Origin of the sequence: Burkholderia reimsis, assembly GCF_003294055.1 — a bacterium.
Lineage (GTDB): Bacteria > Pseudomonadota > Gammaproteobacteria > Burkholderiales > Burkholderiaceae > Burkholderia > Burkholderia cepacia.
In genome coordinates this window covers 28,663-50,948 of sequence record NZ_QMFZ01000042.1, presented here as the reverse complement: position 1 = coordinate 50,948, position 22,286 = coordinate 28,663, and the positions used below count along the sequence as shown (strand labels likewise).

Here is a 22,286-nt window from a genome sequence, read left to right as displayed (position 1 = left end):
TGGTCCTTAACCTATTTCCGCCCGTTCGCGCCTTCGCCCGACCGTGCGCTCAAATTCCGCAACCGGGTTCGCTTCAGGCTGCCGCCGCGTGCGCGTGGCCGCCGACCATGCAGTGCTTGTGCTCGACGTGGTACGCGAATTCGTCCCAGTAGTGCTTGAGCATCCCGCGTACCGGCATCGCCGCCGCATCGCCGAGTGCACAGATCGTGCGGCCCATGATGTTCTCGGCCACCGAGTTCAGCAGGTCCAGATCTTCCTGGCGCCCTTCGCCGTGCTCGATACGGTTCACGACGCGATACAGCCAGCCGGTGCCTTCGCGGCACGGCGTGCACTGGCCGCACGATTCCTCGTAGTAGAAGTACGACAGGCGCAGCAGCGATCGCACCATGCAGCGCGTCTCGTCCATCACGATCACCGCGCCGGAACCGAGCATCGAGCCCGCTTTCGCGATCGAATCGTAGTCGAGATCCGTCTGCATCATGATGTCGCCCGGGATCACCGGTGCCGACGACCCGCCCGGAATCACGGCCTTGATCTTCTTGCCGCCGCGCATCCCGCCGGCGAGCTCCATCAGCGTCGCGAACGGCGTGCCGAGCGGCACTTCGTAGTTGCCCGGACGCTCGACGTCGCCCGACACCGAGAAAATCTTCGTGCCGCCGTTGTTCGGCTTGCCGATCTCGAGGTAATTCTGCGGCCCGATGGACAGCAGGAACGGCACCGCGGCGAACGTCTCGGTGTTGTTGATCGTGGTCGGCTTGCCGTACACGCCGAAGCTCGCCGGGAACGGCGGCTTGAAGCGCGGCTGGCCCTTCTTGCCTTCGAGCGACTCGAGCAGCGCCGTTTCCTCGCCGCAGATGTACGCGCCGTAACCGTGGTGCGCGTGCAGCTGGAACGAGAATTCCGAGCCCATGATGTTGTCGCCGAGGAAACCCGCTGCACGCGCTTCATCGAGCGCGGCCTCGAAGCGTCGATACACTTCGAAGATTTCGCCGTGGATGTAGTTGTAGCCGACGGTGATGCCCATCGCGTACGCGCCGATGGCCATGCCTTCGATCAGCGCATGCGGGTTCCAGCGCAGGATGTCGCGATCCTTGAACGTACCCGGCTCGCCTTCGTCCGAGTTGCAGACGAGGTACTTCTGCCCCGGGAACTGGCGCGGCATGAAGCTCCATTTCAGGCCGGTCGGAAAACCCGCACCGCCGCGGCCGCGCAGGCCCGACGCCTTGACGTCGGCGATCACCTGCTCGGGCGGAATCTTTTCTTCGAGAATGCGGCGCAGCTGCTTGTAGCCGCCGCGCGCGACGTAATCTTCGAGATGCCAGTTCTCGCCGTTCAGACCAGCGAGGATCAGCGGTTTGATGTGACGGTCGTGGAGGGACGTCATTTCGAGAGCTCCTCAAGCAGCTGGTCGATCTTCTCGCGGCTCATGAAGCTGCACATTCTGTGATTGTTCACCAGCAGCACCGGCGCATCGCCGCACGAGCCCATGCATTCGCCTTCCTTCAGCGTGAACTTGCCGTCAGGCGTGGTCTCGCCGAAGCCGATGCCCAGCTTCTGTTTCAGGTAGTCGGCAGTCGCTTCCGCGCCGCCGTGCGGGCCAAGCTGGCACGGCAGGTTCGTACAGAGCGTGATCTTGTGCTTGCCGACCGGGTTGAGCTCGTACATCGTGTAGAACGTCGCGACTTCCTGCACGGCAACGGCCGGCATGCCGAGATAGTCCGCAACGAACTGCATCAGTTCGGGCGACAGCCAGCCGTGCTCTTCCTGAGCAACGGCCAACGCCGACATCACGGCGGACTGTTTCTGATCGGCGGGATACTTCGTCAACGCTCGATCGATTTCCTTCAGGCCTTCAGCTGAGATCATTTTCAGACACGACTCTTTCAATTCCTACCGAACGAACAACCTGCCGCACACTGGGGTGCATGGACGGCAGACCTGGCGCTCACTCTGTTGACAGCTTGCGAAGCCGCGCCGGTTCAGCGCATGCAGCATGTGACTTCGCGTGTGACTTACCGCTCGCCGCCCGCGACAAACGGGCGGCACAACCATTAGCGATCGATTTCGCCGAACACGATGTCCTGCGTACCGATGATCGTGACGGCGTCGGCGATCATGTGACCGCGCGCCATTTCGTCGAGCGACGCCAGGTGCGCGAAACCCGGTGCGCGAATCTTGAGGCGATACGGCTTGTTGGCACCGTCCGACACGAGGTAGATGCCGAACTCGCCCTTCGGATGCTCGACCGCCGCGTACGCTTCGCCTTCCGGCACATGGAAACCTTCGGTGAAGAGCTTGAAGTGATGAATCAAGTCTTCCATGTTGGTCTTCATGCCGACGCGCGACGGCGGTGCAACCTTGTGATTGTCGGTCATCACCGGGCCCGGATTCTTGCGGAGCCACTCAATACACTGTTTCGCGATGCGGATCGACTGGCGCATTTCTTCGACGCGAACCAGGTAGCGGTCGTAGCAATCGCCGTTCACGCCGACCGGCACGTCGAAATCCATGCGATCGTACACTTCGTACGGCTGCTTCTTGCGCAGGTCCCAGGCGATACCCGAGCCGCGCAGCATCGGGCCCGTCAGGCCCATCTGCAGCGCACGTTCCGGGCTGACCACGCCGATCCCGACCAGACGCTGCTTCCAGATCCGGTTGTCGGTGAGCAGCGTTTCGTATTCGTCGACGCACTTCGGGAAGCGCGTGAAGAAGTCGTCGATGAAATCGAGCACCGAGCCGCTGCGCGCTTCGTTCATCTTCGCGAGCGCCTTCTCGTTGCGAATCTTCGACGCCTTGTATTGCGGCATTGCGTCAGGCAGGTCGCGGTAGACGCCGCCCGGACGGTAGTACGCCGCGTGCATCCGGGCACCGGACACCGCTTCGTACACGTCCATCAGGTCTTCGCGTTCGCGGAATGCGTACAGGAACACCGCCATCGCGCCGACGTCGAGTGCGTGCGCGCCGATCCACATCAGGTGGTTCAGCACGCGCGTGATCTCGTCGAACAGCACGCGGATGTACTGCGCGCGCTCAGGCACTTCGATGCCGAGCAGCTTTTCGATCGCGAGCACGTAGCCGTGCTCGTTGACCATCATCGACACGTAGTCGAGACGGTCCATGTACGGCACGGACTGGATGAAAGTCTTGGATTCCGCGAGCTTTTCCGTCGCGCGGTGCAGCAGGCCGATGTGCGGATCGGCACGCTGAATGACTTCGCCGTCGAGCTCGAGCACGAGGCGCAGCACGCCGTGCGCTGCCGGGTGCTGCGGGCCGAAGTTGAGCGTGTAGTTCTTGATTTCTGCCATGACGCCCCCTTAATGTTTCAGACCGCCATAGCGATCCTCGCGGATCACGCGCGGCGTGATTTCGCGCGGCTCGATCGTCACCGGCTGGTACACGACCCGCTTCTCTTCCGGGTCGTAACGCATTTCGACGTAGCCCGACACCGGGAAGTCCTTGCGGAACGGGTGGCCGATGAAGCCGTAGTCGGTGAGGATGCGGCGCAGGTCGGGGTGGCCTTCGAACACGATGCCGTACAGGTCGAACGCTTCGCGCTCGTACCAGTTCGCGGACGTCCAGATGTCGACCAGCGATGCCACGATCGGCAGATCGTCGTCCGGCGCGAATGCGCGCAGGCGCAGACGCCAGTTGTTCGTGACCGACAGCAGGTGCGACACGGCCGCGAAACGCGGGCCGTCGTAGGCGCCGTCGCCGAAGGTCTGGTAGTCGACGCCGCACAGGTCGATCAGCTGCTCGAAACGGAGCTTCGGATCGTCGCGCAGCGTCTTTGCGACTTCGAGGTAATCGCTCGCCTTCACGACGAGCGTCAGTTCACCGATCGCTTCGGTGAGGCTCACCACGCGCGCGCCGAGCGCGGCTTCGAGGTTTGCCTTGAGGGTCTCGATTTTGCTTGCCATATTGAGGGGACGCTCGGGGCTTTATTGACGGGCGATGGTATTGGTGCGGCGGATCTTCGCCTGAAGCTGGATCACGCCGTAGACCAGCGCCTCGGCCGTGGGCGGACAGCCCGGCACGTAGACGTCGACCGGTACGATCCGATCGCAGCCGCGAACCACCGAGTACGAGTAGTGGTAGTAGCCACCGCCGTTCGCGCACGATCCCATCGAGATCACCCAGCGCGGCTCGGCCATCTGGTCGTACACGCGGCGCAGCGCGGGCGCCATCTTGTTGCAGAGCGTGCCGGCGACGATCATCACGTCCGACTGGCGCGGGCTCGGGCGGAACACGACGCCGAACCGGTCCAGGTCGTAACGGGCAGCGCCCGCATGCATCATTTCGACGGCGCAACACGCGAGCCCGAACGTCATCGGCCACAGCGAGCCGGTACGCGTCCAGTTGATCAGCTTGTCAGCCGTCGTGGTGACAAACCCTTCCTTCAAGACCCCTTCGATACTCATTTGCTTTCCACTCCAGACGAGCGACCGAGCGTGGCCGCCCATGCAAACCGGCGATTAACCCATCACTCCCAGTCGAGGCCGCCTTTCTTCCAGATATAGGCAAAGCCCAGCAGGAATTCGAGCAGAAAAATCATCATTGCGATGAAACCCGGCCAGCCGATATCCCGGAGCGCGACGCCCCACGGAAACAGGAATGCGGTTTCGAGATCGAAGATGATGAACAGGATGGCGACGAGGTAGTACCGGACGTCGAATTTCATCCGGGCGTCTTCAAAGGCTTCGAAGCCGCACTCGTACGGTGCGTTCTTCTCGACGTCCGGCTTGTTGGGACCAAGGAGCTTGCCGATGCTGACCAGCGCTATACCTAAACCAGTGCCCACGAGGAGGAACAACAAGACGGGGTAATAGGCTGCGAGGTTCAAGGCAATCCTCTATCGGTTGGTTCTGAGCGTCCGGAGAATACCACTTCCGGCGGAAGGAATCATTTCGGAGTGCACGCGATCGCAAGACAACCGCAAGCACACCCCAGAAATGAAAAATGCCAGCCACTAGAAGCGGCTGGCATTGAGTAACTTTGGTGCCGACGGCGAGACTCGAACTCGCACAGCTTTCGCCACTACCCCCTCAAGATAGCGTGTCTACCAATTTCACCACGTCGGCACTGCATGCAACCGGGGTTGTAACTACTTGTTTCCCGCGAATCGCTTCAAGAATTAAATTCTAACCTGAGTCCCGGAATTGTTCAACGCACAATCGCAAAAATTTTAACTTTTTATTTCGGGACATCCTGGCCCGGCGCGCTCGCAGCCGAACCCGCAACGGCGGCGGATGCCGCGACTGCCGGCGCCGATGCTGCAGGTGCCGATGCCGGCGCGGTCGCTGCCGTGCCGAGCACACCGGCCGACGGCGTCGACTTGTACGAACCGAGATACGTCAGCGCCAGCGTCGCGACGAAGAAGATCGTTGCGAGAATGCCCGTGGTACGCGACAGGAAGTTCGCCGACCCCGTGGCACCGAACAGGCTGCCCGACGCGCCGCTGCCGAACGCAGCGCCCATGTCGGCACCCTTGCCGTGCTGCAGCAGCACGAGACCAATCACACCGAGTGCAGACAGCACCTGCACCACAATAATCAGCGTCTTGAATAACAGCATCACACCCACCCGATTGGATCGGGCGACCGGAACGACCGGCCGCCCTCATGGTTCAATTCGATCCCGGACCGCTTATCGCGCGGCCCGGCAGATCGCCAGGAAATCTTCCGCCTTCAGCGACGCGCCGCCGATCAGGCCGCCGTCGATGTCCGGCTGCGCGAACAGCTCTTCCGCGTTGTCCGGCTTCACGCTGCCGCCGTACAGCACGGACACGTCCGCCGCACCCTTTGCCGCGAGACGCCCACGCAGGAACGCATGCACGTCCTGTGCCTGCGCCGACGTCGCGCTCTTGCCCGTGCCGATCGCCCAGACCGGCTCGTACGCGACGACGATGCGCGCAGCCTCGTCGGCCGTCAGCACGGCCAGCACTGCGTCGAGCTGCGCACCGACCACCTGCTCGGTCGCACCCGACTCGCGCTCGTCGAGCGTCTCGCCGACGCACACGACCGGCGTGAGCCCCGCCGCGAGCGCGCGCTGCGTCTTCGCCGCGACCGTCTCGTTGCGCTCGCCGTGATACGCGCGACGCTCCGAATGACCGACGATCGCATAACGTGCGCCGAACTCCGCGACCATCGCGGCCGCCACTTCGCCGGTGAACGCGCCCTGCTCGTGCGCCGACACGTCCTGCGCACCCCAGGCGACACGGCCGCCGTCGAGCTGCGCCTGAACCTGCGCGAGATACGGGAACGGCACGCACACGCCGACCGACGTTTCGGCCGCCACCGCGCCCGCACCCTGCACCACTTCGTTCAGCAACGCCTGGTTGCCGGCCAGCCGGCCGTGCATCTTCCAGTTGCCGATCACACGCTTAGTTCTCTGTTTCGACATCGTGTCCGTCTCGTCACCGCTTGGTCATTAACGTGCCATTTACGTGCCATTGACGCGCCGGAAACCGGCCGTCAGGTTTGATCTGGCGAAGCAAACCGGCGATTTTACTGCGCACGGCTTGAACCGGTCAAACCGCGTATGTCAAGCCCGGCCACACGGGCCGTCAGGCGTTCGACCCCCAATCCAGGACGATCTTGCCGGTGTGCTCGCTGCTTTCCATCAGCGCATGCGCCTGCGCGGCATCCGCGGCCGGCAATACACGATAGATCACCGGCTTGATGCGGCCATCGGCAATCAGCGGCCACACGCGCGCCTTCAGTTGCGCGGCGATCCGCGCCTTGAACTCGACCGGACGCGGGCGCAGCGTCGAGCCCGTGATCGTCAGCCGGCGACGCAGGATCTCGCCGAGGTTGATGTCGGCCTTCGCGCCGCCGAGCAGCGCGATCAGCACGAGACGGCCGCCATCCGCGAGTGCGGACAGTTCGCGCGGCACGTACGAGCCCGCCACCATGTCGAGGATCACGTCGACGCCGCGATCGTGCGTCAGCGACTTCACGACCTCGACGAAGTCTTCCGTCTTGTAGTTGATCGCGCGTTCGGCGCCGAGCGCCTCGCACGCGCGGCACTTGTCGGCGGTACCGGCCGTCGCGAACACGCGAAAGCCGAGCGCATGCGCGATCTGGATCGCCGTCACGCCGATGCCGCTCGAGCCGCCCTGCACGAGCAGCGTCTCCTGCTCGCCGCCCTCGCCCGCGCCGAGCTGTGCACGGTCGAACACGTTGCTCCATACGGTGAAGAACGTTTCGGGCAGCGACGCGGCCTCGATATCCGTAAGCCCGTCGGGTACCGGCAGGCATTGCGGCAGCGGCGCGACCGCATACTCGGCATAACCGCCGCCCGCGAGCAGCGCACACACACGATCGCCCAGCTTCAGGCCGAACGGGTTCAGCGCCGCGTCGGACAAATCGCCGCCGACGATCTCACCCGCGACCTCGAGTCCCGGCAGATCCGACGCGCCCGGCGGCGGTGCATACGCACCCTTGCGCTGAAACACGTCGGGCCGGTTCACGCCGGAAGCCGCCACCTTGATCAGCACTTCGCCGCGCTTCGGTTCGGGGCGCGGACGCTCCGCGAGCTTCAGCACGTCGGGGGCGCCGAATTCGGTGATTTCGATGGCTTTCATGGTGATGGTCGCTCCGGGATCAGGATCGGAATCGGATGGCGCGCCCGCACGCGGCTCGGACGCGTAGCCGGCGCTGCTGCGCCGCACAACGATGCTACAGAAAAAACGGCCGGCACGCTTTCGCACTGCCGGCCGTTGGTCCGCCTGCCCGCTTACTGCTGCGGCGGCGTATCCGACTGCGCCGCTGCCGCTGCTTCATTCAGCAGCGCCTTCGCCGACAGGCGCACGCGACCCTTTTCGTCCGTCTGGATGACCTTGACCTTCACTTGCTGGCCTTCCTTCAGGTAGTCGTTGATGTCCTTCACACGCTCGTTGACGATTTCCGAGATGTGCAGCAGGCCATCCTTGCCCGGCAGCAGGTTCACGATCGCGCCAAAATCGAGCAGCTTCAGAACCGTGCCTTCGTACACCTGACCGACTTCGATCTCGGCCGTGATTTGCTCGATGCGCTTCTTCGCTTCGGCCATGCCGTCGCTGTTCGTGCTCGCAATGGTCACGACGCCGTCGTCCGAAATGTCGATGGTCGTGCCCGTTTCTTCCGTCAGCGCGCGGATCACCGAACCGCCCTTGCCGATCACGTCGCGGATCTTTTCCGGGTTGATCTTGATCGTGATCATGCGCGGCGCGAATTCCGACAGCTGCGTGTTCGCACCCGAAACCGCCGACGTCATCTTGCCGAGGATGTGCATGCGGCCTTCCTTCGCCTGCGCGAGCGCGACCTGCATGATTTCCTTCGTGATGCCCTGGATCTTGATGTCCATCTGCAGCGCCGTCACACCCTGCTCCGTGCCGGCTACCTTGAAGTCCATGTCGCCGAGGTGATCTTCGTCGCCGAGGATGTCGGTCAGCACCGCGAACTTGTTGCCTTCGAGGATCAGGCCCATCGCGATACCCGCGACGTGCGCCTTCATCGGCACGCCGGCGTCCATCAGCGCGAGGCAGCCGCCGCACACCGATGCCATCGACGACGAACCGTTCGATTCGGTGATTTCCGACACGACGCGGATCGAGTAGCCGAATTCGTCGGCGCTCGGCAGGCACTTGACCAGCGCGCGCTTCGCGAGGCGGCCGTGGCCGATTTCGCGACGCTTCGGCGAGCCGACGCGGCCCGTTTCGCCGGTCGCGAACGGGGGCATGTTGTAGTGGAGCATGAAGCGCTCGCGGTATTCGCCTTCGAGCGCGTCGATGATCTGCTCGTCACCCTTCGTGCCGAGCGTCGCGACGACCAGCGCCTGCGTTTCGCCGCGCGTGAACAGCGCCGAGCCGTGGGTACGCGGCAGCACGCCGGTACGGATCTCGATCGGGCGCACGGTGCGCGTGTCGCGGCCGTCGATACGCGGCTCGCCGTTCAGGATCTGCGAACGGACAATCTTCGCTTCGATGTCGAACAGCACGTTGCCGACGGTGGCCTTGTCGGCCGCTGCCGTACCGGCTGCCAGTGCGTCTTCCTCGAGCTTCGCCGAGGTCGCTGCGTAAACTTCCTTCAGCTTCGTCGAACGCGCTTGCTTGTCGCGCAGTTGGTAAGCGGCGAGCAGGTCGTTCTGTGCCAGCTCGGTCACGCGGGCGATCAGCGCTTCGTTCTTCGGCGCCGGCTGCCAGTCCCACTCGGGCTTGCCGCCTTCGCGCACCAGTTCGTGGATCGCGTCGATCGCGACTTGCATCTGCTCGTGGCCGAACACCACGGCGCCCAGCATCACGTCTTCCGACAGCTGGTCGGCTTCCGATTCGACCATCAGCACCGCACGCTCCGTACCCGCGACGACGAGGTCGAGGCTCGATGCCTTGATCTGGTCACGCGTCGGGTTCAGCACGTATGCGTTGTCGATGTAGGCAACGCGCGCGGCACCGACCGGGCCGTTGAACGGCAGGCCCGACACGGCGAGCGCAGCCGATGCGCCGATCAGCGCGGGGATGTCCGCCGGGATTTCCGGGTTCACGGACAGCACGTGGATCACGACCTGGACTTCGTTGTAGAAGCCTTCCGGGAACAGCGGGCGCAGCGGACGGTCGATCAGGCGCGACGTCAGCGTCTCGTGCTCCGACGGACGGCCTTCGCGACGGAAGAAGCCACCCGGGATCTTGCCGGCCGAGTAGGTCTTCTCGAGGTAGTCGACGGTCAGCGGGAAGAAGTCCTGGCCCGGCTTCGCCGACTTCGCGCCGACGACGGTTGCCAGCACGACGGTGTCTTCGACGTCGACGATCACGGCGCCGCTTGCCTGGCGAGCGACTTCACCGGTTTCGAGGCGCACCTTGTGCTGGCCCCACTGGAATTCCTTCACGACCTTGTTGAACATGGACATGGTTGCTCCTTTGAATTCATGCATTTCATTCGCCGCGCCGGCCATCCCGCGCGGCGGCGTCCCGACCGAATCACCCGGAGCAAGGTGTGTTTTTTATGCCATTCCAGCGCGGCACTCATGCAGCGACGCGCTGGAATGACACAAATCCTGCCCCGGTATCAGTCGTTGCGGCGGCCCCGCACAGTCGTGCCGGACAGCCTGCGATGCGTGTGACGCTACGCACCGCGCAAAAACAAAATGCCTGTATCAGCGGACTGACACAGGCATCTTGCTGGCGGCAATCGCCTCGATTACTTACGCAGACCCAGCTTCTCGATCAGTGCGCGGTAACGGTCGGCATCCTTGCCCTTGAGGTAGTCGAGCAGCTTGCGGCGGCGGCTCACCATGCGCAGCAGGCCGCGGCGGCTGTGGTGGTCCTTCGCGTGGGTCTTGAAGTGACCCGTCAGTTCGACGATACGTGCGGTCAGCAGTGCGACCTGGACTTCGGGCGACCCCGTGTCGTTCGTACCGCGGGCGAACTGAGCAACGACTTCCGACTTCTTGATATCTGCAACAGACATGAGATTTCCTTGGTTTCTACTTTCTAACTGAACAGGCGGACACGGAAGAATGGCCGTGCCGTGACTTACAACCGGCGGGCATTGTAGCACAACTCCACGCCGTTCTTACCGCCCCCTGTCACGGGCGCGTCATCGAGCAGGCGGACGGCATCTCCGTGCGCTGCGCCGGCACCGCGAGCACCGTCCGGAAGCCGTAACCCGACCCCTCGTTGTCGAAGCGCACGCCCGGCGTGCCGGCCTTGTCCATCTCCATCACGTAAAGGGGCTGGATCAACTGATGGTCCTGCGCGCGCATCCGCGACGCGTGGAAGCCGTCGTCGAACGACAGACCCTCGAGCGCACGCGCGACCGCGACAGGGTCGGCCGACCCCGCACGGTTCATCGCGGCGGCCAGCATCTCGATCATCAGGCTCATGCGCCGCACCGGATAGTCGTCCTGGGCTGCCGGAAAACGGTTCCGGAACGCCCGGTAGAACGCATCGGATTTCGCGCCGCCTGCGTTCGGGTGCCAGTCCGCCACGGCGACGACCCGCCCGACACCGGCGTCGCCGAGGGCTGCCGGCGCGCCGAGGCTGTTGCCGTAGAACGTGTAGAACTTCGCATTCAGCCCCTGCTCCCGCGCCGCCTTCACGAGCAGCGTGAGGTCGTTGCCCCAGTTGCCGGTCACGACGGCGTCGGCGCCGCTCGCGCGGATCTTCGCGATGTACGGCGAGAAATCCTTGATCCGGCCGATCGGGTGGAACTCGTCGCCGGCGATCGTCACGTCCGGGCGCCGCGCGCCCAGCGCCTGCCGTGCGAGCGTGCTGACGTCGTGGCCGAAACTGTAGTCCTGGTTCAGCAGGTAGACCTTGCGCAGCGCTCGGTCGCGTGCCATCACGTCCGCGAGTGCGGCCATCCGCATGCCGGCGTGCGCATCGAAGCGGAAATGCCAGAAACTGCAGCGCACGCCGGTCAGCGCCGGATCGTCGGCCGAATAGTTGAGGAACAGCATCCGGTTGTCCGGATCGCGCGCGTTCAGCTTGTCGAGCGCCGCGACGAGCGCGGCCGCGACGGCCGAGCTGTTGCCCTGCGTGACGAAGCCGATGTGGCGATCCGCGGCCGCGCGCAGCTGCACGAGCGCCTCCTCGGGGCTGCCCTTGCTGTCGAGCACGACGAGTTCGAGCGGGTGCGCGCCGTCGCGCAGCTTCACGCCGCCCGCCGCGTTCACCTGCTCGACGCCGAAGCGCAGGTTGCGCTCGACCGCCGCGCCCGCGTTCGCGAACGGGCCCGACATCCCTTCGATCAGCGCGATCCGCACCGGCTCGCCGCCGGCAAATGCGGACGACACCAGCATCCCCCCCGCGCTCAACGCGAGCGCGCACCGCTTCCACCCCTGCATCGGCCACCTGCCCTTCAATCAGCCCGAGAAGCGCGGATCATAGGCCGGCGCCCCCGCCGCCCGCAAGCGTGGCTATGCAGTCGATCCGCACCGATTTTTTCCGCGCGATGCGCGATCGGTTGCCGTCCGTGATAAAACGGGACTTGTTTCCGTGTTCAGGAGAATCCCCATGCGCATTCGCATTTCCGCGCGCCTGCCGGTGCTGCTCGCCAGCGCCGCCGCGCTGCTGACCGGTTGCGCGCAACCGTGGCAGCAATACCAGGCCGGCCAGGACGAGTCGGCGATCGTCGCACGCATGGGCCCGCCGCGCGAGATCTACGACCTGCCCGGCGGCGGCAAGCGCCTGATGTGGCCGACCCAGCCGATGGGCGAGATCACCGTCGCGGCCGACGTCGACGCGACCCACAAGATCGTCAACGTGCGCCAGGTCCTGCAGCCGAGCGAGTTCTATCGCGCGGAGATCGGCAAGTGGACGAAGACCGACGTCCTCGTCAACTTCGGACGCCCCGTCGAGACGTCCTACTTCCCGCTGATGAAGCGCGAGGTATGGACGTACCGGTATCTCGAGGACAACGTCTGGTACATGATGTACAGCTTCTACTTCGACCCGCAGGGCATCCTGCGCATCACGCAGAAAACACCCGACCCGTTGCACGACCCCGACCGCCGCAACCTGTTCTGACCGATTACGCATTTACGCGCAATTTTCTCGATGGCCATTCACGAATCATTGCGTGAATGGCCATTTCCTTTTTTCCGCCGGCTTATTAATTCGGCAAATGCGACGGAAATCTTTTCCGATCGATGACATGCCGATGGCAATTCGCTGACATCCCCGTCATGCGGGCCTTTGCCTGAAAACAGGCACGCGCAGTGCATATCATGCGGTGAGTTGGTGCATGCAATGCACTACGCCAAACCAATTTGAAACAATTTGTTTCAACACACCCGAAGCGCTAGGGCATACCCCTAATATCAGTCGAAACTCAACCTTTCAATTTAGAAAGAATGCCATTTCGTCATTTTTGCCGATATTCGATTGCCTTTATCTCAAAGGAGTCCTCATGAATCGCCCCAAGAGCATGCTGGTTGCCAACATCGCCTGGGCCCGCGAAACGCGTGAACACACGCCCGGTTTCTTCGACGCGCTCGCGCGCGGCCAGAACCCGCGCGTGCTGTGGATCGGCTGCGCCGACAGCCGCGTGCCGGCCGAAACCATCACGCACTGCGCGCCCGGCGAACTGTTCGTCCATCGCAACATCGCGAACCTGTTCCATCCCGACGACGACAATTCCGCCAGCGTGCTCGAGTACGCGGTGCGCGTGCTGCAGGTCGACCACGTGATCGTGTGCGGGCACTACGGATGCGGCGGCGTACGCGCATCGCTGCTGCCGCCGCCGTCCGACCTGCCGCACGTCGCGCGCCGCATCGCGCCGCTGTGCGCGCTTGCGCGACGCCATCGTGACACGCTGGACGGGCTCGACGACACGGCCGCCGCCGACCGCCTCGCCGAGCTCAACGTGCTCGAGCAGGTGCGGATGCTGCGCGCGTCCCCGATCGTGCGGGGCCGTGAACGGCCGCCGCTCGTGCACGGCTGGATCTTTTCGCTCGCGGACGGCCGCCTGAAGGAACTCGATTCCGGCTACACCACCCCGCCCGTCGACGTCGAACCCGCGCAGGCCGCGACGGCCTGCGCGCTCGGCTGACCTGCCCCCAAAAGCCAATGAAATCACCCCGACCATGAAACTGAACCAGCGCCTGTCCACCCTGCCGCGCGACATCGTCGCCGGCGTCGTCGTGTTCCTCGTCGCGCTGCCGCTGTGTCTCGGCATCGCCAACGCATCCGGCGTCGAACCGTTTGCCGGGCTCGTATCCGGCATCGTCGGCGGCATCGTCGTCGCGCTGCTGAGCGGCTCGTCGCTGTCCGTCAGCGGGCCGGCCGCCGGCCTCGTCGTGATCGTCGTCGAAGGTATCGCGCAACTCGGCAGCTTCTCCGCGTTCCTGCTCGCGGTGCTGCTGTCCGGCGTCCTGCAGTTCGGGTTCGGCATGCTGCGCGCCGGCCGCTTCGCCGCCTATGTGCCGTCACCCGTCATCAAGGGCATGCTCGCCGCGATCGGCCTGCTGCTGATCGTGAAGCAGATTCCGTTCGCGTTCGGTATCGGCGGCTTGGCCGCGCAATCGTTTGCGAACTGGCCCGGCCTGCCGGTCGCGTGGGCCGCCACGGCCATCGCGCTTGCGTCGCTCGCGCTGCTGATCGCGTGGGACACGTCCGCGCTGCGCCGCTTCGCGCTGGTGCGCTCGGTGCCGGCTCCGCTTGCGGTCGTCGTGCTGGGTATCGGCGCCACGCTCGTGCTGAGCATCGTCGCACCGTCGGTCGCGCCGGGCGCCGCCCATCGCGTGACGCTGCCCGAACTCGGCTCGTTCGCGGCCTTTGCGGCGTCGCTCAAGCATGCGGAACTCGGCCCGAACTTCGCGCAGCTCGTCAATCCGGACGTGTGGCGCGTCGCGATCACGCTCGCGGTCGTCGCGAGCCTCGAGACGCTGCTGAGCCTCGAAGCCGTCGAGCAGATCGACCCGAAGCGCCGGCCGACCCAGCCCGATCGCGAACTCAAGGCCCAGGGCGTCGGCAATCTCGTCGCGGGCGCGGTCGGCGGGCTGCCGATCACGTCGGTGATCGTGCGCAGTTCGGTGAACGTCAACGCGGGCGCGCAAAGCCGGATGTCGGCGATCGTGCACGGGGTGCTGCTGCTCGCGAGCGTGTTCGCGCTCACCGGCCTGATCAACCTGATCCCGCTCGCGAGCCTGGCCGCGATCCTGATCCATACCGGCTTCAAGCTGGCGAAACCGGCGCTGTTCCGCTCGGTGATGAAACAGGGGCCGGCCGCCTTCGTGCCGTTCGCCGCGACGATCGTCGGCGTGCTCGCGGTCGACCTGCTGTTCGGCATCGCGCTCGGCCTCGCGTGCAGCGTGCTGGCCGTCGCCGTCGCGAACCTGAAGAGCCCCGTGACGCTCGCGCAGCACGACGACCACTTCCTGCTGTCGTTCCGCAAGGACGTGTCGTTCCTCGGCAAGGTGCAGGTCAAGCATCATCTGCGGCACATCCCCGACCGGGCCGCGGTGATCATCGACGCGACACGCGCCGATTACATCGATCACGACGTGCTCGAACTGCTCGACGCGTTCGTCGCCGATGCACCGCGACGTGGCATCGCCGTCGAGTTCCGGCGCCGCAGCCCGGTGCCGCGCACGGCCACGCGCCGCTGGCTGTTCCGTGCGCCGGCCGCCGAATGAGCGGCGCATGAAAAACGCCCCGGCGGCGCAAGGCCGCACGGGGCGTTTCGGTGATGCGCGACGCGCAGCGCTTACGAGCGCTGCGGATTGAGCTTGTCGTCCTTCGAATGCAGCTTGTTCAGCGCGGAGATGTACGCCTTCGCGGATGCGGCGACGATGTCCGGATCGGTACCGACGCCGTTGACGATCCGCCCGCTCTTCGACAGCCGGACAGTCACTTCACCCTGCGCCTGCGTACCGGTCGTGATCGCGTTCACCGAGTACAGCAGCAGTTCGGAACCGCTGCCGACTTCGCTCTCGATCGCATTGAACGTCGCGTCGACCGGGCCGTTGCCGCGCGCCTCGCCGGTCACTTCCTTGCCTTCGACCCCGAACACGACCTTCGCATGCGGCTGCTCGCCCGTTTCCGAGTGCTGCGACAGCGACACGAACTTGAAGTGCTCCTGCTCGTGGGCGAGCGCCGATTCCTCGGACACGATCGCGATGATGTCCTCGTCGAAGATCTCGGCCTTGCGATCGGCCAGATCCTTGAAACGCATGAAGGCCGCGTTCAGTTCGCTTTCGCTGTCGAGCGACACGCCGAGCTCCTGCAGGCGCTGCTTGAACGCGTTACGGCCCGACAGCTTGCCGAGCACGATCTTGTTCGCGGTCCAGCCCACGTCTTCCGCGCGCATGATCTCGTAGGTGTCGCGCGCCTTCAGCACACCGTCCTGGTGGATGCCCGACGCGTGCGCGAACGCATTCGCGCCGACCACCGCCTTGTTCGGCTGCACGACGAAACCGGTGATCTGCGACACGAGCTTCGACGTCGGCACGATCTGCGTCGTGTCGATGCCGACGTCGAGGCCGAAGTAGTCCTTGCGGGTCTTCACGGCCATCACGATTTCCTCGAGCGACGTGTTGCCCGCGCGCTCGCCGAGACCGTTGATCGTGCACTCGATCTGGCGCGCGCCGCCGATCTTCACGCCGGCGAGCGAGTTCGCCACCGCCATCCCGAGGTCGTTGTGGCAATGCACGGAGAAGATCGCCTTGTCCGAGTTCGGAATGCGTTCGCGCAGCGTCTTCACGAGGTTGCCGTAGAGCTCGGGCACGCCGTAGCCGACCGTGTCGGCGATGTTGATGGTCGTCGCCCCTTCGGCGATCACGGCCTCCAGCACGCGGCACAGGAAGTCGAGGTCCGAGCGGCTGCCGTCTTCCGGCGAGAATTCGACGTTGTCGGTGAACTTGCGTGCGAAACGCACCGCGAGACGCGCCTGCTCGAACACCTGGTCCGGCGTCATGCGCAGCTTCTTCTCCATGTGCAGCGGCGACGTCGCGATGAACGTGTGGATCCGCGAGCTGTTGGCCGGCTTCAGCGCGTCGGCCGCACGCTGGATGTCCTTGTCGTTGGCCCGCGCCAGCGAGCAGATCGTGCTGTCCTTCACGAGACCGGCGATCGTGTGGATCGCGTCGAAATCGCCGTTCGAGCTGGCCGCGAAGCCGGCCTCGATCACGTCGACCTTCATCCGCTCGAGATGCTTCGCGATGCGGATTTTCTCTTCCTTCGTCATCGACGCGCCGGGCGATTGTTCGCCGTCACGCAACGTCGTATCGAAAATGATCAGCTTGTCTGTCATGGGGGGCTCCAGGGGGCTTTATACGGAAGTCAAACGTAATGAGATCGCGCCACCGTTGGCGACGCTCAACAACAGACGAGGCTTGACGGAGGGCGAGAACGGTCAGCGCGGCAGGCGCGCCGAAGCTGGCGCGCGTAGCGGCGCACCGGCTAGAAGGAGAGAGAGGCGGGGAAATGCAGTCATGCCGAAGACTATAGCGACATTCCGTTGGGTGCGCAATCGGACGGCACCCGGGAACCGACGCGGCCCGACTGGAAAAAGGGGCCAATGAAAACGGCGGCCCCGAGGCCGCCGTTTCCGGGCAAAAACGCGCGTCAGTGATCGCGCTGCGACGAGCGCGCGGGGTTTGCCCGCCCGCGCACGGCCATGTAGGCCCAGAACACGTAGCCGGACAGCCCGTACAGCACGAACAGGCAGAACAGCATCAGCGGCGGGTCGGACGACACGAGCACGAACGCGACGACGACCAGCAGGATCGCCGCGAACGGCACGCGGTGCCGCACGTCGAGCGCCTTGCCGCTGTAGAACGGCGCGTTCGACACCATCGTCACGCCCGCATAGATCGTCAGCACGAACGCGACCCACGGCAGCCAGCCGAGCTTCATCGGCACGCGGTTGTCGGTCGCGAGCCACACGAAACCCGCGATCAGCGCGGCGGCGGCCGGGCTCGGCAGCCCCTGGAAGAAACGCTTGTCGACGACGCCGATGTTCGTGTTGAAACGCGCGAGGCGCAGCGCGGCGCCCGAGCAGTAGACGAACGCGGCGAGCCAGCCCCAGCGGCCGAGATCCTTCAGCACCCACTCGTACATCACGAGCGCGGGCGCGACACCGAACGACACCATGTCCGACAGGCTGTCGAACTGCTCGCCGAACGCGCTCTGCGTATGCGTCATGCGCGCGACGCGCCCGTCCATCCCGTCGAGCACCATCGCCACGAAAATCGCGATTGCGGCGATCTCGAAGCGCACGTTCATCGCCTGCACGACCGCGAAGAAGCCGCAGAACAGCGCGGCGGTCGTGAACGCGTTCGGCAGCAGGTAGATGCCGCGCGTCTTCAGGAACCGCTGGCGCGCGGCGCGGCGGCTCTCGATAGGCACCGGATCGGCGGCCATCCCCTTGTTGCGGCGGAACGGGCGTGGCGTCTGGCCGGCGCCGTTGCGCGGCCGACGCGGTTTGAATGCGGCCATCGTGCGCCTCGCCGCTTACTGTTCGAGCTCGGCGAGGATCGTCGACGACGCGTAGACCTTCTCGCCGATCGACACCTTCGCGCGGCTGCCGAGCGGCAGGTACACGTCGACGCGCGAACCGAAGCGGATGAAACCGTAGCGCTGGCCGCGCGACAGCGGCTCGCCGGCGCGCACGTAGCAGAGAATCCGGCGTGCGACGAGGCCGGCGATCTGCACGGCGGTCACGGTCTTGCCGCTCGCCGTCTGGATCACGACCGCGTTACGCTCGTTCTCGGTGGACGCCTTGTCGATCGCCGCGTTCAGGAACGCACCCGGGAAGTACTCGACCTTGGAGATCGCGCCATCGACCGGCGAACGCTGCGAATGGACGTTGAAGACATTCATGAACACGCTGATCTTCAGCGCTTCGCGGTTCGCGTACGGGTCCTGCGCGGTCTCGACCGCGACGATGCGGCCGTCTGCCGGGCACAGCACCGCGTTCGGCTGCGCCGGGATCGGGCGCTGCGGATCACGGAAGAACTGGACGACGAAAGCGAGCAGCAGCCAGAACGGCCACGCGAAGCCGAAGCCCCCGACGGCGTGGATCAACAGCGCGATGACGGCAGCAATCGCGATGAACGGCCAGCCTTCGCGCGCGATGATCGGATGAGGATAGTTCATGGATTCGTTCTGTGTTCGGTGAATTGCAAAGCCCGTAGCATAACAAAAGCCGCCCGGGGCACTGCTGCCTTCGGGCGGCTTTTTGGTACCGGCCCTTTATTCGAGGGCCGGAACAGCACGCGGTGCTTAGTTCTTCGTCTGGTCGACGAGCTTGTTCTTCGCGATCCACGGCATCATCGCGCGCAGCTTCGCACCGACCTGCTCGATCTGGTGCTCGGCCGTCAGGCGGCGGCGCGACTGCAGCGTCGGGGCACCTGCCTTGTTCTCGAGGATGAAGCTCTTCGCGTACTCGCCGGTCTGGATGTCGGTCAGGCACTGCTTCATCGCCTTCTTCGTCTCTTCCGTGACGATGCGCGGGCCCGTCACGTACTCGCCGTACTCGGCGTTGTTCGAGATCGAGTAGTTCATGTTCGCGATGCCGCCTTCGTAGATCAGGTCGACGATCAGCTTCAGTTCGTGCAGGCACTCGAAGTACGCCATTTCCGGCGCGTAACCTGCCTCGACCAGCGTTTCGAAACCAGCCTTGATCAGCTCGACGGTACCGCCGCACAGCACGGCCTGTTCGCCGAACAGGTCGGTTTCGGTTTCTTCACGGAAGTTCGTCTCGATGATGCCGGCACGGCCGCCGCCGTTCGCCGCAGCGTACGACAGCGCGATGTCGCGTGCCGCGCCCGACTTGTTCTGCGCAACCGCGATCAGGTGCGGCACGCCGCCACCTTGCGAGTACGTGCCGCGCACGGTGTGGCCCGGTGCCTTCGGCGCGATCATGATCACGTCGAGGTCGGCGCGCGGGATCACCGCGCCGTAGTGGACGTTGAAGCCGTGCGCGAATGCCAGCGCCGAGCCCTGCTTGATGTTCTCGTGCACTTCCTTCGCGTACACGTCGGCGATCTGCTCGTCCGGCAGCAGCATCATCACGACGTCGGCGCCCTTCACCGCTTCCGCGACTTCCTTGACCGACAGGCCTGCGTTCTCGGCCTTGCTCCACGACGCGCCGCCCTTGCGCAGGCCGACCGTCACGTTGACACCGCTGTCCTTCAGGTTCAGCGCGTGTGCATGGCCTTGCGAGCCGTAGCCGATGATCGTGACTTGCTTGCCCTTGATGAGGGAGAGGTCAGCGTCTTTGTCGTAGAAAACGTTCATGATGGTTCCTTCGCTAATTCAAAAATTCAACAATTCGTTCGGATGGAGTACTGCGGGCCGGGACATGACGGCGCACCCGGCGTGCCACTTTGGCAATGTCGGCATCACACCTTCAGGATGCGCTCGCCGCGTCCGATGCCGGAGCTGCCGGTGCGCACGGTCTCTAGGATCGCGCCCGCGTCCAGCCCCTGGATGAATGCGTCGAGCTTGTCGCTCGCGCCCGTCAATTCGATCGTGTAGGTCTTTTCGGTCACGTCGATGATGCGGCCGCGGAAAATGTCCGCCATCCGCTTCATTTCTTCGCGCTCCTTGCCCACTGCACGTACCTTGATCAGCATCAGCTCGCGTTCGATGTGTGCACCGTCGGTCAGGTCCACCACTTTCACCACCTCGATCAGGCGGTTCAGATGCTTCGTGATCTGTTCGATCACGTCGTCGGAGCCAATGGAAACGATGGTGAGCCGCGACAGCGATTGGTCTTCGGTCGGCGCCACCGTCAAGGTTTCAATGTTGTAGCCGCGTGCGGAAAACAGACCGACCACGCGCGACAGCGCGCCCGGTTCGTTCTCCAGCAGGACGGAAATGATGTGTCTCATGTTCGCTTCTTCCAGAATGTGTCCGTGTCGATTCACTCGCGCCGCGCGCCGCCGCGTGCCGCACCGCCTTTCGTGAAGGCGGCCGCTTCGGCCCAGGCGCGCGTCGCGCCGTTACAGGTCTTCCGATCCGAGCAGCATCTCGGTGATGCCCTTGCCGGCCTGTACCATCGGCCAGACGTTTTCGGTCGGATCGGTCTGGAAGTCGAGAAACACGGTGCGGTCCTTCAGGCGCAGCGCTTCCTTCAGCGCCGGCTCCACATCCGAGGTCTTTTCGATCCGCAAGCCGACATGGCCGTACGCTTCGGCGAGCTTCACGAAGTCAGGCAGCGCATCCATGTACGAATGCGAATAGCGCTTGCTGTATTCGATCTGCTGCCACTGGCGAACCATGCCGAGATAGCGGTTGTTCAGCGAAATGATCTTCACGGGCGTGTCGTACTGCAGGCAGGTCGACAGCTCCTGGATGCACATCTGGATCGAGCCTTCGCCCGTGATGCACAGCACGTCGTCGTCCGGGTGCGCCATCTTGACGCCCATCGCTGCCGGCAGGCCGAAGCCCATCGTGCCGAGGCCGCCGGAGTTGATCCAGCGACGCGGCTTGTTGAAACGGTAGAACTGCGCCGCCCACATCTGGTGCTGGCCGACGTCCGAGCACACGAACGCATTGCCGTCCGTCAGCTCCCACGCCTTCTCGACCACGTACTGCGGCTTGATGATCTCGCTTTCGCGGTCGTACTTCAGGCAGTCCTTCGAGCGCCAGCCCTCGATGTCCTTCCACCATTGCGCGAGGGCTTCGGTGTCGGGGCCATGCTCGGCCGTCTGCAGTTGCTCGATCAGCTCCTTCAGCACCTCCTTCACGTCGCCGACGATCGGGATGTCGACCTTCACGCGCTTCGAGATCGACGACGGGTCGATGTCGATGTGGATGATCTTGCGCGGACGCGACGCGAAGTGCGCCGGATCGCCGATCACGCGGTCGTCGAAGCGGGCACCGATCGCGATCAGCACGTCGCAGTGCTGCATCGCCATGTTCGCTTCGTAGGTGCCGTGCATGCCGAGCATGCCGAGGAATTTCTTGTCCGACGCGCGATAGCCGCCGAGGCCCATCAGCGTGTTCGTGACCGGGTAGCCGAGCAGGTCCGCGAACTGGTTCAGTTCACGCGACGCGTCGGCGAGGATGATGCCGCCGCCCGTGTAGATGTACGGACGCTTCGCCGTCAGCAGCAGCGACACGGCCTTGCGGATCTGGCCCGAATGGCCCTTCGTGACCGGGTTGTACGAACGCAGCGACACGCTCTTGACGGGCTCGTACTGGCACGGCGTCTTCGAGATGTCCTTCGGGATGTCGATCAGCACGGGGCCCGGACGGCCGGTGCGGGCGATGTAGAACGCCTTCTTGACGGTTTCCGCGAGGTCGCGCACGTCCTTCACGAGGAAGTTGTGCTTCACGCACGGACGCGTGATGCCGACGGTGTCGCACTCCTGGAACGCATCCTGGCCGATCGCTGCCGTGGGCACCTGGCCGCTGATCACGACCATCGGGATCGAATCCATGTACGCCGTTGCGATGCCGGTCACCGCGTTGGTGACACCGGGGCCCGACGTCACGAGGCAGACGCCGACATTGCCGGTGGAACGCGCATACGCATCGGCTGCGTGCACGGCCGCCTGTTCGTGGCGCACCAGCACGTGCTGAATCTTGTCCTGCTTGTAAAGCTCGTCGTAGATGTAGAGTACCGAGCCGCCGGGGTAGCCCCAGATGAATTCGACGTTTTCATCGGCCAGTGCCTTCATGAGCACGGTACCGCCGATGGAGTCGCTATCGGGAGGGGAAAGGGGTTCCGACGTGGAGAATTCCGCGCTGGGCATGTTCATTTTGACCTTTCGAATTTTCGGCAAAAAATTGATCGGGTGCTCTCTGCCGGGCTTGTGGCTCGGGTTCAAGCGGCGCGTCCAGTTTGAAGGGCAGGCTT

Annotated in this window: 21 protein-coding genes and 1 tRNA gene; 3 read left to right on the top strand and 19 right to left on the bottom strand. The window is 64.5% G+C overall.

Annotated elements, in window-relative coordinates; genetic code table 11:
* Positions 1 to 73: 73 nt before the first annotated feature.
* The 13 genes from nuoF to DPV79_RS34170 all read right to left on the bottom strand — a co-directional run bounded on the left by nuoF (position 74) and on the right by DPV79_RS34170 (position 11,820).
* On the bottom strand, positions 74 to 1,384 hold the full coding sequence (nuoF, locus tag DPV79_RS34235) for an NADH-quinone oxidoreductase subunit NuoF (RefSeq protein WP_006478267.1): 1,311 nt from the start codon (positions 1,382 to 1,384) through the stop codon (positions 74 to 76).
* Entirely contained in the window at positions 1,381 to 1,866 is a 486-nt protein-coding gene (gene nuoE / locus DPV79_RS34230) for an NADH-quinone oxidoreductase subunit NuoE (protein ID WP_006756903.1), read from the bottom strand. Before nuoE ends, nuoF begins: the two co-directional genes overlap by 4 nt.
* Positions 1,867 to 2,051: 185 nt before the next feature.
* Positions 2,052 to 3,305 carry an NADH-quinone oxidoreductase subunit D gene (locus DPV79_RS34225; protein ID WP_006478265.1) on the bottom strand — a complete coding sequence of 418 codons (1,254 nt, stop codon included), beginning with the start codon at positions 3,303 to 3,305 and terminating at the stop codon, positions 2,052 to 2,054.
* Between the two features lie 9 nt (positions 3,306 to 3,314).
* Entirely contained in the window at positions 3,315 to 3,917 is a 603-nt protein-coding gene (locus DPV79_RS34220) for an NADH-quinone oxidoreductase subunit C (protein ID WP_006478264.1), read from the bottom strand.
* A gap of 21 nt (positions 3,918 to 3,938) precedes the next feature.
* Positions 3,939 to 4,418 carry a NuoB/complex I 20 kDa subunit family protein gene (locus DPV79_RS34215; protein WP_006398799.1) on the bottom strand — a complete coding sequence of 160 codons (480 nt, stop codon included), beginning with the start codon at positions 4,416 to 4,418 and terminating at the stop codon, positions 3,939 to 3,941.
* Positions 4,419 to 4,480: 62 nt separating this feature from the next.
* On the bottom strand, positions 4,481 to 4,840 hold the full coding sequence (locus DPV79_RS34210) for an NADH-quinone oxidoreductase subunit A (RefSeq protein ID WP_006398798.1): 360 nt from the start codon (positions 4,838 to 4,840) through the stop codon (positions 4,481 to 4,483).
* Positions 4,841 to 4,993: 153 nt separating this feature from the next.
* Positions 4,994 to 5,078, bottom strand: a tRNA-Leu gene (locus DPV79_RS34205).
* 112 nt (positions 5,079 to 5,190) lie between these two features.
* Positions 5,191 to 5,571: a preprotein translocase subunit SecG gene (gene secG, locus DPV79_RS34200; protein WP_042977371.1), complete on the bottom strand. Its 381-nt coding sequence runs from the start codon at positions 5,569 to 5,571 to the stop codon at positions 5,191 to 5,193.
* A 72-nt stretch (positions 5,572 to 5,643) separates the two neighbouring features.
* Positions 5,644 to 6,399, bottom strand: a complete 756-nt coding sequence (gene tpiA, locus DPV79_RS34195; RefSeq protein WP_021162811.1) for a triose-phosphate isomerase — start codon at positions 6,397 to 6,399, stop codon at positions 5,644 to 5,646.
* Between the two features lie 163 nt (positions 6,400 to 6,562).
* The gene (locus DPV79_RS34190; RefSeq protein WP_059492629.1) at positions 6,563 to 7,582 is read right to left on the bottom strand and encodes an NAD(P)H-quinone oxidoreductase; all 1,020 of its coding nucleotides are present in this window, start codon (positions 7,580 to 7,582) and stop codon (positions 6,563 to 6,565) included.
* A gap of 152 nt (positions 7,583 to 7,734) precedes the next feature.
* Positions 7,735 to 9,882 carry a polyribonucleotide nucleotidyltransferase gene (pnp, locus tag DPV79_RS34185; RefSeq protein WP_042977387.1) on the bottom strand — a complete coding sequence of 716 codons (2,148 nt, stop codon included), beginning with the start codon at positions 9,880 to 9,882 and terminating at the stop codon, positions 7,735 to 7,737.
* Positions 9,883 to 10,172: 290 nt separating this feature from the next.
* Positions 10,173 to 10,442, bottom strand: coding sequence for a 30S ribosomal protein S15 (gene rpsO, locus DPV79_RS34175; RefSeq protein ID WP_006398792.1), 270 nt, complete (start codon positions 10,440 to 10,442; stop codon positions 10,173 to 10,175).
* Positions 10,443 to 10,560: 118 nt separating this feature from the next.
* A complete protein-coding gene (locus tag DPV79_RS34170) occupies positions 10,561 to 11,820 on the bottom strand; it encodes a branched-chain amino acid ABC transporter substrate-binding protein (RefSeq protein ID WP_113047490.1) in 1,260 nt (419 codons plus the stop codon).
* Between the two features lie 169 nt (positions 11,821 to 11,989).
* On the opposite strand from DPV79_RS34170, the gene DPV79_RS34165 reads away from it, so the two are divergent.
* The 3 genes from DPV79_RS34165 (at position 11,990) to DPV79_RS34155 (ending at position 15,111) form a co-directional block, all read left to right on the top strand.
* Entirely contained in the window at positions 11,990 to 12,502 is a 513-nt protein-coding gene (locus DPV79_RS34165; RefSeq protein ID WP_048020494.1) for a hypothetical protein, read from the top strand.
* 382 nt (positions 12,503 to 12,884) lie between these two features.
* Positions 12,885 to 13,526: a carbonic anhydrase gene (locus tag DPV79_RS34160; RefSeq protein WP_113047489.1), complete on the top strand. Its 642-nt coding sequence runs from the start codon at positions 12,885 to 12,887 to the stop codon at positions 13,524 to 13,526.
* 34 nt (positions 13,527 to 13,560) lie between these two features.
* The gene (locus tag DPV79_RS34155; protein ID WP_113047488.1) at positions 13,561 to 15,111 is read left to right on the top strand and encodes a SulP family inorganic anion transporter; all 1,551 of its coding nucleotides are present in this window, start codon (positions 13,561 to 13,563) and stop codon (positions 15,109 to 15,111) included.
* A gap of 71 nt (positions 15,112 to 15,182) precedes the next feature.
* Here DPV79_RS34155 and DPV79_RS34150 read toward each other — a convergent pair whose 3' ends face one another.
* The 6 genes from DPV79_RS34150 to DPV79_RS34120 form a co-directional block, all read right to left on the bottom strand.
* Positions 15,183 to 16,727: a 2-isopropylmalate synthase gene (locus tag DPV79_RS34150; RefSeq protein WP_021162803.1), complete on the bottom strand. Its 1,545-nt coding sequence runs from the start codon at positions 16,725 to 16,727 to the stop codon at positions 15,183 to 15,185.
* Positions 16,728 to 17,041: 314 nt separating this feature from the next.
* Positions 17,042 to 17,914 (bottom strand): CDP-diacylglycerol--serine O-phosphatidyltransferase, encoded by an 873-nt coding sequence (gene pssA, locus DPV79_RS34140; RefSeq protein ID WP_021162801.1) that lies wholly within the window; start codon positions 17,912 to 17,914, stop codon positions 17,042 to 17,044.
* A 15-nt stretch (positions 17,915 to 17,929) separates the two neighbouring features.
* Positions 17,930 to 18,574, bottom strand: a complete 645-nt coding sequence (locus tag DPV79_RS34135; RefSeq protein ID WP_027784995.1) for a phosphatidylserine decarboxylase — start codon at positions 18,572 to 18,574, stop codon at positions 17,930 to 17,932.
* Positions 18,575 to 18,700: 126 nt separating this feature from the next.
* Positions 18,701 to 19,717 carry a ketol-acid reductoisomerase gene (ilvC, locus tag DPV79_RS34130; RefSeq protein ID WP_021162800.1) on the bottom strand — a complete coding sequence of 339 codons (1,017 nt, stop codon included), beginning with the start codon at positions 19,715 to 19,717 and terminating at the stop codon, positions 18,701 to 18,703.
* 104 nt (positions 19,718 to 19,821) lie between these two features.
* Positions 19,822 to 20,313, bottom strand: a complete 492-nt coding sequence (gene ilvN, locus DPV79_RS34125; RefSeq protein ID WP_011352712.1) for an acetolactate synthase small subunit — start codon at positions 20,311 to 20,313, stop codon at positions 19,822 to 19,824.
* 111 nt (positions 20,314 to 20,424) lie between these two features.
* The gene (locus DPV79_RS34120) at positions 20,425 to 22,188 is read right to left on the bottom strand and encodes an acetolactate synthase 3 catalytic subunit (protein WP_042977362.1); all 1,764 of its coding nucleotides are present in this window, start codon (positions 22,186 to 22,188) and stop codon (positions 20,425 to 20,427) included.
* Positions 22,189 to 22,286: the final 98 nt, after the last annotated feature.